The following is a 17123-nucleotide window of genomic DNA, read 5'->3' as shown; positions in this document are numbered from 1 at the left end:
GGAAGCGGGTTATGTCATTAAGGTGGTTAACTTTAGGTGAAAAAGCTGTCAGGGCAGGTCTGATAATATTTGCAGAGGCTTTCAACATGATATTGACAAACATTTCAAAAAAATATATGATAAAAATCCTGCCAATTTTACATTGGCCTAAGGGGACTGTGAAAAGTTCATTCTTCTTTGAAAAGGATGGGTAACTATGAATAAAGAGCAATTGATGGAAAGTGCACGCAGTATGAAGGAGAAAGCCTATGCTCCCTATTCCAAATTTCCGGTTGGAGCAGCATTATTGCTAAAAGACGGCACTGTCATTAATGGAGTGAATGTGGAAAATGTTTCGTTAGGTGCAACGAATTGTGCCGAGAGAACAGCTATTTTCACTGCAATTGCGAACGGTTACAAAAAAGGTGATTTTCAAGCTATTGCTGTAGCGGGCGATACGGCAGATTTTCTTCCGCCATGCAGCATCTGCAGACAAGTGTTAGCCGAGTTCTGTATGCCGGATATGCCAGTTTACTTAACGAATGAGAAAAAAGAAATCTTAGAATTGACATTAAAGGATTTATTGCCGTATGCATTTACGGATTTAGAGATGTAAAATAAATGGAGGGCAAGCTTTGAGAGATATTCATCAAAGCTTGCCCTCTTATTTTCTCGGAACTAGTCTTCACCTGCAATAACCACTCTGTTTCTTCCCTCGTGCTTTGCCTTATATAACGCTTGGTCAGTTCTGTTCATTAATTCCGAAAAGCTGCCGATTCCCATCGATACAGTGATTGGGTTTCCGGATGGGCTTGTGGTGCATTCAGTTGTTTTCCTTATCCGTTCTGCAACGATTTCGGTAATGTGAATACCGGTTTCGGGAAGGATAATTAAAAATTCTTCCCCGCCAATGCGGAAGCACAAATCACTTGCCCTCGTTTCCTTCTTAACCAATTCAGACAGAAATTTCAACACTTCATCTCCAACTTGATGCCCAAATTGGTCGTTTACAGCTTTAAAATGGTCAATATCAAATAAGATGATTGAGTATATATCAAAATCATTAATCTTTTTTTCTAAAAAGCGGCGATTATAGAAGCCAGTCAGCGGATCCAGATTCGATTCACTCTCCGATCAGTCAGTTTTGTCTGATAAAAATCAACAGCTACTAATATAGCACGCTTCAATTCCTTTAACTCATAATACCAGCCGGGAATGTAGGGCGCAGGGCTCGATGGTTCTGTGGTAACCTGCTTTGCGTAAGAAGCTAAATTCCTGATGGGGTTCACTATTTTTTTCATCATGATCAGGGTCAGGACAAAAACAAACATCATAAATGGAATGGCTATCAGGGTAACTTGCTTGGCCATTTCCATGGCTGGCTTCATCACAGACTTTTTAGGAGTCTGGGATATAATTCCCCATTTACTTGTTGAGGTAGCAGAGGCATATCCGGCAAACATGGATATACCTTTGGTATTCGTGACTTCCTGATTTCCGTTCTTTCCTTCTAAAACTTGCTGTACAACTTTGTTTTCTTTCACATTATCGTTAATTCTATTTTTATCCGGGTGATATATAATATTTCCTTCAGAATCAACCACATACACATATGAATCGTTTTCATGCTTGGGATGCTGCCCCAGAACCTTGATCAGACTGTTTTCTTCATGTAAATAGATAGTTCCGGCAAGAAATCCCCCATATGATCCATTATCATCAAAAACAGGGACAGAAATAAGCATTATTAATTTTCCGGTCACACCTACATATGGCTTTGATATTAAAGGAACTTTCTTTTCCAGAGCTTCATTTGCACCGACACTGTTCAGTTTAGTCCCCTCTAAAGCCATATCAGGTGCAGATGCTGCAATACGACCAGTTTTGTCCACAAAAAATATAGAATTAAAAAAGGTAGTCGACTGCAAAATAAATTCTAACTCCTCATGGATTGCATGGGAATCTGCAGTCAAATAATCCTCATTTTTTGCTTCCATCGTCAGATTTTTAATCATATTTCCAAATAAAGAATCCGTTGTAGCTGCCAGTTTTTGAGCATAATATTGATTCTCTATTAAATAATTTTTCTCCAGGTTGTTCTTGCTTACCACTGCACTTGAAATGATACTTCCGGCTAAGGTGCCGAGCATAGCAAAAGCCAGTAAACTCAAAATAAGCCACTGGATGCTTAATCTAATAGGTTTTTTCATATCTCTTCACCAATAAAAAAAGTGCTATTTATAGTACAAATAACCTAATAGAATATACCATATGACTTTTGAGCCTCACAACATTCAATAAGCAGGATTTCCAGGGTGGAGATTGTGGAAGCAGCTCTTTTCTGTAGAACTAGCGGGAGTAATAAGAAGGATTTTCCAATAATTTATAGAAATCATTTTCGGCAGGAGAATTTAAATATAAATTTATCAGAGCATGTAGTATAACACCTGCTTACTATGCAAGAGGGCCCATTCAGTGATTTTACGAGCAAGGTCTTCTTGTGTGAGGAGGTGATGACATGGAAGAAAAGGATAAAAATCAAGTGAATAAAAAAGCGACGTGGACAATTTGGGGTTTAGCATTTGGTGCAGGTGTGGGGGCAATATTGGGAATCGCAGCATACAATCAGCAGTGGCTGGGTTGAGTAAAGGGGTTTAAGAACGGGGGTTCCCACATCTAAAAGTGTAGGAACCATTTTATTTTATCTATCCATATCTATAGCAAATGTTTCCTTAAGTCCCTTCATTCCATGAGGGGTTATTTTGATGGCGCGGGTTTTAGGGATGCGCTGTATCCAATTTCGTTCCAGAAGTTTCTCCAGGATGGCATTCCCCAGTGCGCCTGCAAGATGATGGCGTCTTTCGCTCCAGTCCAGACATTTATGGGAAAAAGAGCGGCGCTTCTTTTTCAATGAGGTCAGGTCTATTTGCATGGAGTGAAAAAATGCTTTTCCATCTTCCGTAATATTAAATGTATCATCTTCTTCTGTAATAAATCCTTTTCTTTTTAACGATTCAGTTAGCTGCACACCTAAATTTCCAGCGAGATGATCATAGCACGTCCTGGCAAAGCGGATCGCTTTATCTTCAGAGGCATGTTTAAAAGATTTAATTTCTGCAGCAGGCGCAATAGATAGAAAGGATTCCATCACTTGGGCAACTTCTTGATTCATGATGCCATAATATCGGTGCCTTCCCTGTTTTTCTGCTGAAACCACTTGAGCATCCAGCATTTTTTTGAGATGAAAGCTGGCCGTTTGCGGTTTAATCCGGGCCATATGGGCCAGTTCATTTACAGTGTGATACCGGCCATCCAATAAGGCGGTTAGTATGGCTGCCCGACTTGGTTCACTGACCAAAGAAGCGACTTTTGCTACATTTGAATTCATATTCATATCTTATTCCTCCATGTAATCCATATTTCGATGATAATTGAAATATTTACCCCTTACAATGATATTCGTAAAAAAGTTCAGGAGGAAACTGCAATGAAAAAGGAAGAAAACCAAATAATCACCAAGTCGATTCAGCCTAAAATCTTATATTATGGAACTCCAGTGATATTGTTAACAACACTTAATGAAGATGGGACATCCAACATCAGCCCCTTATCCTCGTCATGGGCATTAGGGGAATGCATTGTCCTTGGAATCGGGGAAGGGGGAAAAGCATTGGATAACCTTCGCAGTCATCCTGAATGTGTTGTAAACGTTCCTCATCCTGGCCTTTGGGAGAATGTAGAAGCTTTAGCCCCGCTGACAGGCAAGAACCCATTACCGGAATATAAAAGGATCAATTCATTCCGTTTTGAAAAAGATAAATTCTCAGCAGCCTCCCTTACGAAGAAGGAAGCAGAAATTGTAAAGCCCTTTAGAATCCTGGAATGTCCACTTCAGATCGAGAGCAGGGTGGAGCACATTCGAGTTCCGGAACATGACTCTCACTTTGCCATTGTGGAAGTAACGGCATTAAAGGTCCATGCGCATACATCCATCCTTAAGGATGATCATCATGTGAACCCTCATGAATGGAGTCCCCTCATTTATAATTTCAGGCACTACTATGGACTGGGCGAACATCTTGGGAAAACATTTCGGGCATAGTTCTATGGAAATTAATCACTTTTGCTAACTGTTTAGAAATATTTCATACATATTTTAGAAAGTTTTAAGATTTATGTGATATAGTTCTTTTAATTTCTTAATCTGGATAATAGGTTTATAAAACTATCTTGAATGCTAAGAATAAGGTATGATCTGATGAAAATTTTTATAACAGAGTGAGTGAAACAGATGTCCATTAAAATGAGGTTTCTGCTGTCTTATATTGGAGTGATTCTTTTTTCAATCACTTTATTATTGGCAGCAGGTTTTTTAATTATTTTTGCCATAACAGGTGATGTAAGATCTATAGAGCATCTTTATAAAAAATCGTATATACAAAAACCTTTAACAACAGTTGAAGAAAGTGTGTTTCTCGATTTAAAGCTTTTTGCTAAGAATAATCCGAACCAGCTCCTTAATGAAAAGGAGCTCAAAAAGATTGAGCAGGAGGATATCGGGATAGTTGTTAGAAAGGGTACCAAAGTCGAGTACGCTTCCCCTGCTCTTAACAAGCAGGCATTGGTTAAATCTCTTCCGGGGTTTGAAGAAACAAACATTAACACGCGAGACACCATTAAACTCAACGACTATTTATTTACGTATGTGAAGTTTGATTTTTATTTTCCGGATAAGAGGGAAGGAAGTGTTTTCGTATTAAGAAAGGCCAGTTCCTCTGCTGAACTCATTCGAGAATTGTTCCCTATTTTATCCGGACTTTTACTGTTCCTGTTTATTATGATTATTGGTATATTGAATTATTTAGTTTCACGAAGCATTATTAAACCTATCTCATTTCTTAAAGAAGGTGCCGAAAGAATTAAATCAGGAGATTTAAATTTTGAAATCAAGGCGACTTCAAATGATGAAATCGGACAGTTAAACAGGGCGTTTGAGGAAATGAGAATAAAGCTAAAAGAATCGATAAGCCTCCAGCTTCGGTACGAAGAAAATCGAAAAGAGCTTCTGACCAATATTTCTCATGATTTGAAGACACCTATCACTTCGATTATTGGATATGTAGAGGGGATTAAAGATGGTGTAGCCAATACCCCTCAGAAGATGGAAAAGTATTTGTCGACTGTGTACTTAAAAGCAATGGACATGGATTCATTAATTGATGAGCTGTTCCTATTTTCCAAGCTGGATTTAAAAAAAGAACCATTCCACTTTGAGACTATCGAACTGGATAAATATATGAAAGACTATGCAGAAGAACTTTATTTGGATTTACTTCAGCAAGGAATCCATATGGAGCTTCATCTTTTGAATAAACCAATCTGCGTGAAAGCGGATAGAGAGAAATTGAAACGAGTATTGGCCAACTTAATAAGCAATTGTGTTAAATATATGAACAAAGACAGGAAGAAGATTTCTATTTCTCTTCATGAACGATTAGGCGATGTAATTGTTAAAGTAGAAGATAATGGGCAAGGAATAGAACCTTCTGCCTTGCCAAATATTTTTGAACGTTTTTACCGTGCTGAACAATCAAGAAGTTCCGAGACAGGCGGAAGCGGCTTAGGACTTGCGATCGCGAAACGAATAATTTTGGAGCATAGAGGGGAAATCTGGGCTTCAAGCGAGATATGTAAAGGTACAAGTATATTCTTTTCCCTAAAGAAAGGTGAAAAAATATGAAAAAAATATTGCTTATTGAAGATGACGTTAGTATTGCAGAATTGCAAAGAGATTATTTAGAAATAAATAAGTTTCGTGTCGATATTCAACATTCTGGTGATGAAGGACTCCAGCAGGCTCTTCAAGAGCACTATGATTTAATTATTTTAGACATCATGCTTCCAGGAGTAAATGGGTTTGAAATATGTAAACAGATACGCGCAGTTAAAAACATTCCTATCTTGTTTGTGTCAGCTAAAAAGGAGGATATCGATAAAATTCGGGGTCTAGGTTTAGGGGCGGACGATTATATTACCAAGCCTTTTAGTCCGAGTGAGCTGGTAGCCAGGGTGAAAGCACATCTTGAGCGATATGAGCGTTTAGCTGGAAAGCAAACTCAAACAAATACGATTTTCGTTCATGGAATATCAATTGATAAGTCAGCGCGCAAAGTTTATATTGACGGAGAAGAAACTCCGTTTACAACAAAGGAATTTGATTTATTAGTATTTCTTGTCATGCATCCAAATCAAGTATTGAGCAAAGAACAGCTTTATGAAAAGATTTGGGGGCTGGAGTCAGCTGCAGATGTTTCAACAGTCACCGTTCATATCAGAAAAATACGAGGGAAAATAGAAGGAGACCCTGCACAGCCGGAATTCTTGGAAACCGTTTGGGGAGCAGGTTATCGATTCAATGTTTAATTTATTTTATGTATTTATTTAGACCCGTCACAAAGGTGGCGGTTATTTTTTTATAAATATGAAGAAAATTTCAGATTAAGTTTATCTTTCTTTAAGAATTTATTTAGAGGGAGTTTATATTTTGGTACTAACATAATAGAGGCAGTAACTAATCAGAGTCATTTTATTTAAAGAAGATAGGCAGGTGAAGCAGATGCGGGGGTGGCTAACAATAGTGATTGGAGGCTTGATCCTCCTTCAAGGCTGTGTCTCGGATAATAATGCAGATACAAAAACACAGGAAATAGAGGTAAGGGAAGATATGGATATGAGTGAATTATTGCTTCAAGCTGCAGAGCGCAGAGAAACAGAAACAATAAAGAGATTGATTGAGGAAGGTGCTGGTCTAAATAAGAAGGACTCAGACGGACGAACTGCTGCAATGATTGCAGCTTACAATAATGATGTCGAAACCGCTAAAGTCCTGATTAAAGCGGGGGCGGACGTCAACATTCAGGATAACATGAAAAACAACCCTTTCTTATATGCCGGTGCAGAAGGGTATGTTGAGATTCTAAAGCTTACGATCGAAGCAGGTGCTGATCCGGCGATAGTGAACCGTTATGGTGGAACTGCATTGATTCCTGCTTCCGAACATGGCCATATAGATGCCATCAAGGAGCTTCTGTCCAAGACAGATATTGATGTAAATCATGTAAATGATCTCGGCTGGACAGCTTTATTGGAAGCAATTATTTTGAATGATGGAAATGTAATACAGCAGCAAACTGTGCTATTGCTAATCGATGGCGGGGCGGATGTGAATATTCCGGATGGAAATAATGTAACTCCTCTGCAGCATGCACGTGAGAAAGGATTTAAAGAGATTGAACGTATTTTGTTAACAGCAGGAGCAAAATAGGCCTGTAATTATTAAGATCCACTAAAAATGAGAATGAGGTGTCATAAAAATGAACAAAAAGGCAAAAGCAATAACATCAATCCTTCTTGGATTTATATTAGTAGCAACGGGGTGCAGCGCTGGTGCAAACGCCCAGGAAAATCATAGTAAGCAGAAGCAGGAACAAGCGGTTAAAGAGACTAAAAAGAATCAATTAACCAAGGGACAGGAAATGGCTAACATTCTCAGCAGCACAAATTGGCAAGGTACAAGAGTGTATGACAAAAATAAGAACGACTTAACAAAAGAGAATGCAAACTTCATTGGTCTTGCGAAATATGATGTGAAATCAGGAAGATATGAATTTTTCGATGCGAAGACAGGCGAAAGCCGCGGCGATAAGGGAACTTTCTTTTTAACCAATGATGGGAAGAAGAGAATATTAATTTCAGAATCAATGAATTATCAAGCTGTTGTCGAAATGACAAAACTATATAAAGATATTTTCACTTATAAAAGAATAGGAAAAGACGCTAATGGCAACGACGTAGAGGTATTTGTTGAACATGTTCCATATAAAGGAAATGGGCTTTCTTTTACTGATCCGGACAAGCAGCTGGACGCTGTTACGGGGGATATAGTTAATGACACAGATGGAGATAAGATTCTAGGCAGCACCCTCTGGAACGGGACAAAGGTATTAGATGAAGACGGCAATGATGTAACAAAGTATAATACGATGTTTATAAGTCTGGCAAAATTTGATGACAAAAAAAATAAATATGAATTTTTCAATCTTGAAACAGGAAAAAGCCGCGGTGATTTTGGCTACTTCGATATTGTTAACGAAAATAAAATAAGAGCCCATGTTTCAATTGGAGCTAATAAGTATGGTGCAGCGCTTGAACTTACCGAACTAAATAAGAATAAATTTACGTATAAAAGAACGGGTAAAGACAAAGATGGCAAAGATATAACGGTGTTTGTTGAACATGAACCTTATAAGGGTGATTTTAAACCGAAATTCACTAAATAATAAACATCAAAAAGGAATGGATTTTCCGTTCCTTTTTGTTTACTTTAAACATAAACTTTTCTTATTGGAAATCAATAGTATGTTTAAAAAAAAGCATACCAATGCAATGAAAGAAGGAAATACTAAAGAAGAAACGAATGAAATTAAAGATAGATATAAATAGATTTAATGGGGGATGCTATGTCAAAGTATATTAGTATTTTTTTCTTATTTGCAATCGTAAGTGTCTTACTCTTTTTTATATTTGGTTCAGTATTCATGGGTGGAGGCAACCCGGCAGAAGAAGCGGTTTATATATTTGGAACAATAGTTGTATTACTGCTATCGTTTATAATATCACAGCTTCTCTATTTAATAGATTTGTTTAAGAACCGGTAATTCCCTGTCTTTATGACTATACAAATATATTGAAGAAAAGTATCATTTTTTGGGGAGTATGCTGAGGAGAGTTGCTATGTGTATATAGTTAATAAGACAATCAATGCAATAAAGTCCGATCGGTTAGATAATCATGGATTCTTTTAATTGGAAGAATAACTATTAGATTGAGGTGTCATGAATGATATTAGTCAGTTCTTGTTTAGCAGGGTTGGAAGTGAGATATAACGGCACTCATTGCTTAAATCAAAAGATCCGTCAAATGCTGGACCAGAAGCAGGCAATCACTGTTTGTCCTGAGGTGCTTGGAGGTTTTTCAACACCAAGAGAACCTGCTGAAATAATAGATGGTGATGGAGCAGATGTTCTTGATGGCAAAGCTAAGGTAATTGAAAAATCAGGCAGAGATGTTACGGATTTGTACATAAAAGGAGCCTATATGACGCTAAGAAAAGCCCAAGAACTGCAAGTTACCACAGTGGTGCTAAAAGAGTATAGCCCCTCCTGTGGAAGTTCCATGATTTATAACGGCGAGTTTAAGGGCAACAAAATACCTGGAGATGGAGTTACGTCGGCCTTGCTTAAAAGGAATGGCATTAACGTAGTATCAGAAGAATGTTTGGCTGATTTACTTGGATGACGGAGCTCCTGGTTAGTTCCGATTACTATATTGCTGTCTTTAATGTTTAAGTTGAAAGCCTGAACCATTCTCATGCTTTGCTAAAATGCAGGCAGAGTCTAAACGGCTGAAGCAGGTTATGCTGAGCAAAAGATTTGGCCTAGTTATTTAACCAAGACCGGCTTGCCAAGTTCATCAAATGCATGCTTAAAGTCAAATGCGAAAGAAGCAGGCCCATGCTGGATATAAAAATCATATCTTTTGAAAGCTTCCTTCCAGGATACATCCGATAACATATCTGTCCACCAAACCACATAGTTTGGCTGTCTCTCTGGAAGAGGCCCAAACCACTTATTCCTGTCCAGCAATGCCTGCCTATGAAGGCCAGAATAAGTAAACTGATATAAAGACTGAAGGTTTTTCCATACTGTTAAGGTGAGAATGGGGGTACCCTCTCCTTTAATCGTTTCTTCAGGGAACTTCGCTCTATTTGGTGAGAATTCTTTTATGAGGTGCCCGGTTTTAGCAGCCTCTCGCATGACTTCATTTCCCGCTTCAAAAAACTCCCTGGAGGCAGGGTGTTCTTCTGAATGCTTCAGCCGTCCAACCGTCAAAATAGCCACAAATGCCAAGTTAATTCCTCCATTATCTTTTTTACCTACATATATTCTATAAGGACTGGACCAATACCTGGGAGACGGGATAATAATTTAATGGCTGTTGCCAGATATACAGTTCTCAAGCAAGTTTAAGAATGGGCATTTAAAATGGGAAGGTTATTTTACTTCCCTTAATCCTTTCCCTGAAAGAATATCCTGAATACCTTCCTCACAAACGCCATATGAACGCCAGGAACACGTTTCGCAAACAGTTTGTATATCTGAGGGAAGTGCATACTTTTGGATGCTCGACTCAATGTCCTTCCAATACAGGATTTGCCCAGTTTTAAGTCCCAGTTTTTCTAAAATAATGGCATCTCTTGCGTAAATATCGTCGTGTTCACAGTGGTATTCACCTGAGTTGGGATACTTTTCACACAGCTGATCTGGCCCTTTTACAAGCTGTACCCATGTCCTGGGATTGTCTCTCAAGGCTTGATGCAAACGTGTCATATTTTCCACGTATTCCTGGGAATAGCCCATTCCCCGATATCCCAGTAGGCAAAAAAGATGATGGCCCCGAAGCTTATACATAAAATCACCCCAATTTAACTATTATGTTTGTATGTTAACTAAATATAAATATAGTTAACATACTTGTTTATCATAACATTTAAAATTGGTCAGCTGAGGGTCTTTTTAGCTAACCTGGTTTACAGCCTTTCGGGGCAGGCTGTTTAAAATGGAAAATAAACTCCTGTAAATATTGAATTGCCTTTGACAAGTTGATATATTAACTTATATATATGGAATCAATGATGTGATCAAGTAAATAAGGATTGTGAAACAGAAAATATAGCCTGGGCTGAAAGCTATATCACCTCTCCTTATTGAACCCTGCCACGGAGATGTTAGTAAAGCTAACCGGGTCGTTTCGTTACAAACGTACAGAGGACTTTATATTGTGATTAAAGTCGAACTAAGGTGGTACCACGTCAATTAGCGTAAAGACGTCCTTTTGATGGACTCTTTATGCTTTTTTTATTTTTTAAATCACTTTTCAGGAGGAAGAGAAGATGTCTCAAAAACCAAACCACTTTACAAAATGGTATCTTGATACAATTCAAAAAGCTGAATTATTTGATTACACCCCAGTTCGCGGCTGTATTGCCTTTAAGCCGGATGGATATGAAATATGGGAACATATTCAGGCAGAAATGGATAAGCGGTTCAAAGAAACCGGTCACCGCAATGCATATTTCCCTATGTTAATTCCAGAAGCCTTTTTTCAAAAGGAGAAGGATCACATTGAAGGGTTCTCACCAGAACTTCCTTGGGTAACAGAAGCTGCCGGAGAGAAACTGGAGGAACGTCTGGCACTGCGTCCAACTTCTGAAACCATGATCGGACATTTGTATTCAGATTGGATTAAGAGTTATCGGGATTTGCCATTATTAATCAATCAATGGGCAAATGTATTCCGCTGGGAGAAGAAAACTCTTCCATTTATCCGCACTTCTGAATTTTTATGGCAGGAAGGCCATACGGCTCATGTGGATGAAGAAGATGCGCGTAAGGAAACCATGCAAATGCTGGCCATTTATAAAGAAGTTGTAGAAGGATTACTAGCGATTCCGGTTTATGATGGACAAAAGACACCATCAGAACGCTTTGCCGGTGCGATTGATACTTTTTCCATTGAAGCGATGATGAAAGATGGAAAAGCTGTGCAGGCAGGTACCTCACACTACTTAGGTACAAAATTTGCGGAAGCTTTCGATATCAAATATTTGAATAAAGAAAATAAACATACCTATGTCCATACTACATCCTGGGGTACGTCTACACGGTTAATTGGCTCCGTCATCATGGTTCATGGAGATGAGCAAGGTCTTGTGCTGCCTCCAAAAATAGCACCGACTCAAGTTGTGCTGATTCCAGTCGGGCCATGGAAAAAGAACCCTGCCATTATGGAGAAGCTGGACGAAATCTTTGCCGCACTAAAGGCAGAAGGAATTCGTGTCCGTCTTGATGATTCAGATCAATCACCAGGCTATAAATTTAATGAGTGGGAACTAAAAGGCGTACCTGTGCGAATTGAACTTGGCCCGCGTGATTTAGACCAAAATCATGGCTTGATGAATGCACGTGATCTAGACGAGAAAGTTTCCGTACCATTAGAATCCATTGTAGACAGCATTAAAAAAGAGCTTGAAACCATGCAGAATCGTCTATTCGAAAAAGCAAAAGCATTCCGCTCGGAGAATTCGCACACACATATCGATACAATGGAACAGTTAGAAAAGCACATAGCAGAATCCGAATTAAATGACACCATTCCTGGCTGGATTTTAGCTGGCTGGTGCGGAGAAGACGCCTGTGAAGAAAGTGTAAAAGAAAAAACAAAATTCACAACAAGGAACATACCGTTCAACCCTCCGGCAACTAAGCACACATGCATCCATTGTGGTAAAGAAGCGAAGCATACGGTTTGGTTTGCGCGAGCGTATTAAACTGAGAATGTGAAATATAACGTGATCTTTCAGGGTCAATTATTTTAAGGTCCGCCTCACTCAGGCGGCCTTTTTTTATGAACGTCCAGGTTTCACAGTAAAGCATTTAAAAAAGTAACGTTAACATATTTTATTAAACTGATTAGTATGTTAAAATCTAAAATGTCTAAAAATTTAGATAACGTTCTTGGACAATGTTTTAATTTAGGAGGCAGATATTATGACAGTCAAATATATTGGCGTGAAAATACTAAGAGGAACAGGACTAAAATAATTTTAAAGGTATTGAAAGGGGAAAATCATTTGAATCAAACCTTATTAATTATTGATGCCCAACAAGAGTTAATTGATGGGAATCTGGAAGAAAGTAAAGTTTTTAATAAAGAGCAGCTTATTGGGAATATCAATTTAGTGATTGAAAAAGCAAAGCAATGCAGTGTTCCAGTTGTATTTGTTAGGGATATAGATGTTGCTGAAGGGAAAGGTAAGGGGTTTCAGGTTCACGAAGAAATTAATGTGCCTGAGGAGACAAAGTTTTTTGATAAAGCTGCAACGAATTCTTTTCATGGAACAGGACTGCTGGATCACCTAAAATCTCAAAAGGTGAAGCATGTTGTTATAATGGGGTGTAAAACCCAGCACTGTATAGACAGTGCAGTTAGAACCGCAACTATTAGTGGGTTTGATGTCACATTAGTAGGTAATGGACATTCAACAACGGACAGCGATGCCTTAAGTGCAGAACAAATTATCAAGCATCATAATGATACTCTTCATGGCCATTACAATGTGGAACATTTTTCAGTTGTCAGAAATGCTGGGGAAGACTTGTTTCATCCTATACATGATTCATATAGGTAAATTGAAATTATAGTATAGCATTAGATTCCCAATTTCCTCTAAGAAATTGGGATATTTTATTTGTGAAAGATACATATTCATGATAGGTCGTTTTTTTAAAAACATTATTTTAAAGAAAATTCCGGAAAAACATATCGTGATGCTGTACAGGAAAAAAGAAACAAGGATCCGTCGTATAAGAATCAACTAGTCTCTCAATTTGAATATAATCAGTTCAGTTCACCAGAGATTACTTTGCGGACGCAATAAACAAAGGCAGTAATCGAGAAGAATCCATTAAAGCCTGGAATGAATTAAAAAAACTGCCAGGAAGCAACAAATACAGAGGATGATTTACATAAAATAGGTTTGAAGTTAATCAATTAATTTTAGTTAATGCAGGATGGAGTTTGATTGGCAGGGATTGGTGTGGTTGAAAAGATTTGGGGCAATAACTAATTGGGGATAGATTACCTAATGGAAGTTTCATAAGGGAGGTATCCAAATGAAGATCCGGCTTACTAAATTTAGCGACAATTGGGCACACATGTTTCAAAAAGAGGCTCAATTTCTAAAAACTATCTTTGAAGATGACATTATAAAATGTGAACATTTTGGCAGCACTTCGGTCCGGGGGATGAAGGCAAAGCCTGTAATCGATATGATGTGTATTGTGAAAGACATCAAGAAGATAGATGAAATTAATGAAAAAATGAAAAACCTGGGATATGAGGCTGCTGGTGAATGGGGAATTACAGGCAGAAGATTATTTCGAAAAGGCGGAGAAAACCGATCTCATCATTTGCATTTCTATCAATTCGATAACCCCCAAATAGAACGGCACCTTGTATTTAGGAATTATCTGCGGTCCCATCCTGCTGAAGCAGCAAGGTACACTAAATTTAAGGAAGAATTAGTAAAAAGGTTTGATGACACGAGTGAATATAGCCAAGCAAAAAATACATTTGTGAAGGAAATGGAGCAGAAGGCACTTGCTTGGTTTGCGGAAGAAGAAAATTAAATGTAGAGGAATAGCAATATGCTCTCATTTCTTCACAAATATGCCATTAGGTTAAAAGGATTTTTAATCACAGCCAATGTGCTTAACAAACTTTTGGTATGCTTTTGCAGTAATCATTGAAATCAAATAAATGCTTATGAAAGAAGCAACAGATACGAAGAGTATATATATTGCTGTATAAGGTAATGGATTATCCATATTGAAAAAGGCAAATATAGTTATTAACAATGAAAGTCCTATTGCATTTGCGGTGTGTTTATTTTGGGTGCTCATAAAATCCTCCTTTCGATTAAGCTCAATAACTGCCTGTTAGTTAAATATTATATATCTATATATTAACATATAATTCCATAAATTTTCTTTGGAAGGATTTATCTTTAAAATACCGAATAAAATTAGAAAGTCTTATATTTAGGAGAACACTATGGGGTATGTAATGGAGTTTAGAAAGGTAGTTGGAAGCCGCCAGATCGTAAAGTGATTAAGGATTATATTAATTCCATATAGAAAGGAGTTCCCAGGAGGAGCTCTTTTTTCTTCGCTGAAAAACAGGGGTTTTGGGATAATTTTCTATCTGGAACATGGTAAGATTAAGTTGGAAGGAGTGAGCGCAGAAAAAATAATTTTTGAATGTTTGATGATACTGAAGGTTATATTCAAAAATTGAAAAGTATAAATTTCGTTCATAAATATTAAAAGGAAGTTTGAAAATGCAAAAAAACAAGAAGTTTTTGGCAGTATTGCTAACAGTAGCATTGTCAGGTGTACTGACTGCTTGTGCAGACTCATTTGAAGAGTCGAGCAGCCAGCCAGCTAGCAACAGCTCCGCTCAAGATAAAGATGGCGGCTCAATGGATAAGGATTCTGCAGATTCAGAGGGGAAGGAAGCAAAAAACTCTTCTGGTAGCAGTGATACCACACAGCTCAGTGAACAAGAAGATACAGACAATTTATCCGCAGTCTCAAATGATGGAGAGTCAGCTGAGTCAGGCAATGATCAAAGTAAAAATCTTGAAAATAATAAAGATGAATATCTCAAGAAACTAAACAAAATGGAAGAAGCGGACAAATACGCAGAAGCCAAGACAACCACGGCAGAATTGGTGGAACAAGAGGCGGAAAGATATAGAACTTGGGATGAGGAATTAAACAAAATTTATGGTCTGTTAGAAGAGCAGCTTGATAAAGGACAGATGGACCAACTAAGAGAAGATCAGCGGAACTGGATCCAACAAAGAGATGAAACTGCGAAAAAGTCTTCTCTAAAATACAAAGGCGGATCGATGGAGCCATTGGAATATGTAGCTACACAAGCAAGTCTTACAAGAGAGAGGTGTTATTTGTTAGTTGCAAAGTATATGAAGTAAGTCAACACTGACGAGTTTGTTGATTCTTCAATTTGAACTAAAATAATGAGTGAAAGAGCTGTAGATCCAATTGGGAATGGCAGCTCTTTTTCTTCTTCGACAGACGGTGCAGTGTAATGTAGTGAAATTTTATGGATTACTGGATTTAACTCAGAGAAGGGGTATAAGGTTGGAATGTAAAGAGATCACTAAATATTACTTGATTAATGCTTTTACAAATGAAGAGTTTAAGGGCAATCCCGCATCTGTTGTTTTACTGACAGCAGACAAATCTGAAGGGTGGATGAAGTCATTTGCAAAAGAAATTAAACAGCCAATTACAGCTTTTATTTCGTTAACAAATAATAATGCATACCAGCTTAGATGGTTTACCCCCACTCAAGAAATAGATTTATGCGGACATGGAACATTGGGGGCTGCCCATGTTTTGTGGAGTGAGGGTATTGTAAGGGAAACAGCAATCAATTTTCATACTAAATCAGGCATTCTTAAAACTGAATTGTCAGGGCATCAGATTATGATGAGATTGAAGATAAAAGAATCCTGTCCAATCGATGTAAGTGTTAAACTTCAACAGGTTTTTAATTTCCCTATCAAAGCTGCTGCCTGGGCAGAGGATCGTTATATTATTGAATTTGAGAATGAAAATATAATTCATAATGTCGAACCAGATTATGAATTAATAAAGGAGCTAAATGGCCTGGGAATCATAATTACCAGCCGGGGATTGGGGAAGTATGATTTTGTTTCAAGATACTTCGCTCCCAAGATTGGAATTAAAGAAGACTTTGTTACTGGTTCAGCACACTGTGCATTAGCCTCTTATTGGAGTAAGCTTCTTAACAAAGCAGATTTTACCGCTTATCAGGATTCAGAGCGTGGGGGTGAAATAAAATTAGGAGTGGTAGAGGACACTGTTGAACTGATAGGGGAATGTGTAACTCTTTTAAGGGGACAGATATGTATTGGCGGAGAAAATAATATAGTTGCTTAATAGATAATTCCTCATTGTTGAACCATCCTTGGTAAGGTGTTGTTCACATAAACATCAATTGTGGATCAAGTTTTTTTCAGAGGGAGTCGAAGTGGGCTTGTTACATAGGTTTGATAATTTTTTCACTGAATATGAAACCTTCAGCACAAAAGGCGGAATAAAGTAAAAATTGAAACTATTTAAAGTTTCAACCGTATATTTAAGTAAAAGGATGTGTGGAGTTGAAGCATCTAACTATCGGAATCGTTTTATCAATAAAGCCTTTTTAACCAGGGGGATTGAACCTATGTGGTGGCTATTGATTTTTATTGTTGGAATTATACTATTTGCTTTATTTATTGATTGGAGACGCAAGAAAAACAATAATAACCCTCCCGTCCCAACAAATCCTAACGCAAAACCAGGAGAAAGTTCAAATTATATGATGGGAGATAATAAAGACACAGGAGGATTTCAGTAATTTTATGAACTAAT

Annotated in this window: 22 protein-coding genes and 1 other annotated feature; of the genes, 16 read left to right on the top strand and 6 right to left on the bottom strand. The window is 37.8% G+C overall.

Translation table 11 applies throughout. The features are described 5' to 3' along the window. Positions 1–11: 11 nt before the first annotated feature. Positions 12–194, top strand: a complete 183-nt coding sequence (locus tag JI665_RS24075) for a hypothetical protein (RefSeq protein WP_206845015.1) — start codon at positions 12–14, stop codon at positions 192–194. Between the two features lie 2 nt (positions 195–196). After that, a complete protein-coding gene (locus JI665_RS24070; RefSeq protein ID WP_206845013.1) occupies positions 197–595 on the top strand; it encodes a cytidine deaminase in 399 nt (132 codons plus the stop codon). Positions 596–657: 62 nt separating this feature from the next. Here the strand turns inward: JI665_RS24070 and JI665_RS24065 are convergent, their stop codons facing one another. Further along, complete coding sequence (locus JI665_RS24065; protein ID WP_312886301.1) at positions 658–1047, bottom strand: GGDEF domain-containing protein; 390 nt, start codon at positions 1045–1047, stop codon at positions 658–660. A 35-nt stretch (positions 1048–1082) separates the two neighbouring features. Beyond that, positions 1083–2189: a cache domain-containing protein gene (locus JI665_RS24060; protein ID WP_206845012.1), complete on the bottom strand. Its 1107-nt coding sequence runs from the start codon at positions 2187–2189 to the stop codon at positions 1083–1085. Positions 2190–2497: 308 nt separating this feature from the next. Between JI665_RS24060 and JI665_RS29045 the strand changes: the two genes are divergently transcribed. Beyond that, positions 2498–2623, top strand: a complete 126-nt coding sequence (locus JI665_RS29045; protein ID WP_280516126.1) for a hypothetical protein — start codon at positions 2498–2500, stop codon at positions 2621–2623. A 57-nt stretch (positions 2624–2680) separates the two neighbouring features. Here JI665_RS29045 and JI665_RS24055 read toward each other — a convergent pair whose 3' ends face one another. Continuing rightward, positions 2681–3373: an ArsR/SmtB family transcription factor gene (locus JI665_RS24055; protein ID WP_206845011.1), complete on the bottom strand. Its 693-nt coding sequence runs from the start codon at positions 3371–3373 to the stop codon at positions 2681–2683. Between the two features lie 93 nt (positions 3374–3466). On the opposite strand from JI665_RS24055, the gene JI665_RS24050 reads away from it, so the two are divergent. From JI665_RS24050 to JI665_RS24020, 7 genes are all read left to right on the top strand, one after another. Further along, complete coding sequence (locus tag JI665_RS24050) at positions 3467–4081, top strand: flavin reductase family protein (RefSeq protein ID WP_206845010.1); 615 nt, start codon at positions 3467–3469, stop codon at positions 4079–4081. A gap of 189 nt (positions 4082–4270) precedes the next feature. Beyond that, complete coding sequence (locus tag JI665_RS24045; protein WP_206845009.1) at positions 4271–5719, top strand: sensor histidine kinase; 1449 nt, start codon at positions 4271–4273, stop codon at positions 5717–5719. Beyond that, positions 5716–6402: a response regulator transcription factor gene (locus tag JI665_RS24040; protein WP_206845008.1), complete on the top strand. Its 687-nt coding sequence runs from the start codon at positions 5716–5718 to the stop codon at positions 6400–6402. The genes JI665_RS24045 and JI665_RS24040 overlap by 4 nt, the downstream gene beginning before the upstream one ends. Before the next feature lie 193 nt (positions 6403–6595). Further along, positions 6596–7303, top strand: a complete 708-nt coding sequence (locus tag JI665_RS24035) for an ankyrin repeat domain-containing protein (protein ID WP_206845231.1) — start codon at positions 6596–6598, stop codon at positions 7301–7303. Positions 7304–7352: 49 nt separating this feature from the next. Further along, a complete protein-coding gene (locus JI665_RS24030) occupies positions 7353–8318 on the top strand; it encodes a DUF4822 domain-containing protein (protein ID WP_206845006.1) in 966 nt (321 codons plus the stop codon). A 180-nt stretch (positions 8319–8498) separates the two neighbouring features. After that, entirely contained in the window at positions 8499–8696 is a 198-nt protein-coding gene (locus JI665_RS24025) for a hypothetical protein (RefSeq protein WP_206845003.1), read from the top strand. A 181-nt stretch (positions 8697–8877) separates the two neighbouring features. Continuing rightward, on the top strand, positions 8878–9336 hold the full coding sequence (locus tag JI665_RS24020) for a DUF523 domain-containing protein (RefSeq protein ID WP_206845001.1): 459 nt from the start codon (positions 8878–8880) through the stop codon (positions 9334–9336). A 143-nt stretch (positions 9337–9479) separates the two neighbouring features. Here JI665_RS24020 and JI665_RS24015 read toward each other — a convergent pair whose 3' ends face one another. Further along, positions 9480–9938, bottom strand: coding sequence for a DUF3291 domain-containing protein (locus tag JI665_RS24015; RefSeq protein ID WP_312886300.1), 459 nt, complete (start codon positions 9936–9938; stop codon positions 9480–9482). A 153-nt stretch (positions 9939–10091) separates the two neighbouring features. Further along, the gene (locus JI665_RS24010; protein WP_206844995.1) at positions 10092–10508 is read right to left on the bottom strand and encodes a DUF1284 domain-containing protein; all 417 of its coding nucleotides are present in this window, start codon (positions 10506–10508) and stop codon (positions 10092–10094) included. A 212-nt stretch (positions 10509–10720) separates the two neighbouring features. Next, positions 10721–10935 (top strand) — a binding site (T-box leader). 55 nt (positions 10936–10990) lie between these two features. Between JI665_RS24010 and proS the strand changes: the two genes are divergently transcribed. The 3 genes from proS (at position 10991) to JI665_RS23995 (ending at position 14288) form a co-directional block, all read left to right on the top strand. Further along, positions 10991–12427, top strand: coding sequence for a proline--tRNA ligase (proS, locus tag JI665_RS24005; RefSeq protein ID WP_206844993.1), 1437 nt, complete (start codon positions 10991–10993; stop codon positions 12425–12427). 303 nt (positions 12428–12730) lie between these two features. Continuing rightward, positions 12731–13288, top strand: a complete 558-nt coding sequence (locus tag JI665_RS24000) for a cysteine hydrolase family protein (RefSeq protein ID WP_206844991.1) — start codon at positions 12731–12733, stop codon at positions 13286–13288. Between the two features lie 484 nt (positions 13289–13772). Next, positions 13773–14288, top strand: coding sequence for a GrpB family protein (locus JI665_RS23995; RefSeq protein ID WP_206844989.1), 516 nt, complete (start codon positions 13773–13775; stop codon positions 14286–14288). 63 nt (positions 14289–14351) lie between these two features. Here the strand turns inward: JI665_RS23995 and JI665_RS23990 are convergent, their stop codons facing one another. Then, positions 14352–14561: a hypothetical protein gene (locus JI665_RS23990; protein ID WP_206844988.1), complete on the bottom strand. Its 210-nt coding sequence runs from the start codon at positions 14559–14561 to the stop codon at positions 14352–14354. 437 nt (positions 14562–14998) lie between these two features. Between JI665_RS23990 and JI665_RS23985 the strand changes: the two genes are divergently transcribed. The 3 genes from JI665_RS23985 (at position 14999) to JI665_RS23975 (ending at position 17109) form a co-directional block, all read left to right on the top strand. Next, on the top strand, positions 14999–15655 hold the full coding sequence (locus tag JI665_RS23985) for a lysozyme inhibitor LprI family protein (protein WP_206844986.1): 657 nt from the start codon (positions 14999–15001) through the stop codon (positions 15653–15655). Positions 15656–15776: 121 nt separating this feature from the next. Further along, positions 15777–16649 carry a PhzF family phenazine biosynthesis protein gene (locus JI665_RS23980; protein WP_206844985.1) on the top strand — a complete coding sequence of 291 codons (873 nt, stop codon included), beginning with the start codon at positions 15777–15779 and terminating at the stop codon, positions 16647–16649. 169 nt (positions 16650–16818) lie between these two features. Then, positions 16819–17109, top strand: coding sequence for a hypothetical protein (locus JI665_RS23975; RefSeq protein WP_206845245.1), 291 nt, complete (start codon positions 16819–16821; stop codon positions 17107–17109). Positions 17110–17123 lie beyond the last annotated feature (14 nt).

The organism is Bacillus sp. NTK034 (genome assembly GCF_017303275.1).
Lineage (GTDB): Bacteria > Bacillota > Bacilli > Bacillales > Cytobacillaceae > Cytobacillus.
This window is presented reverse-complemented; position numbering and strand designations above follow the sequence as displayed.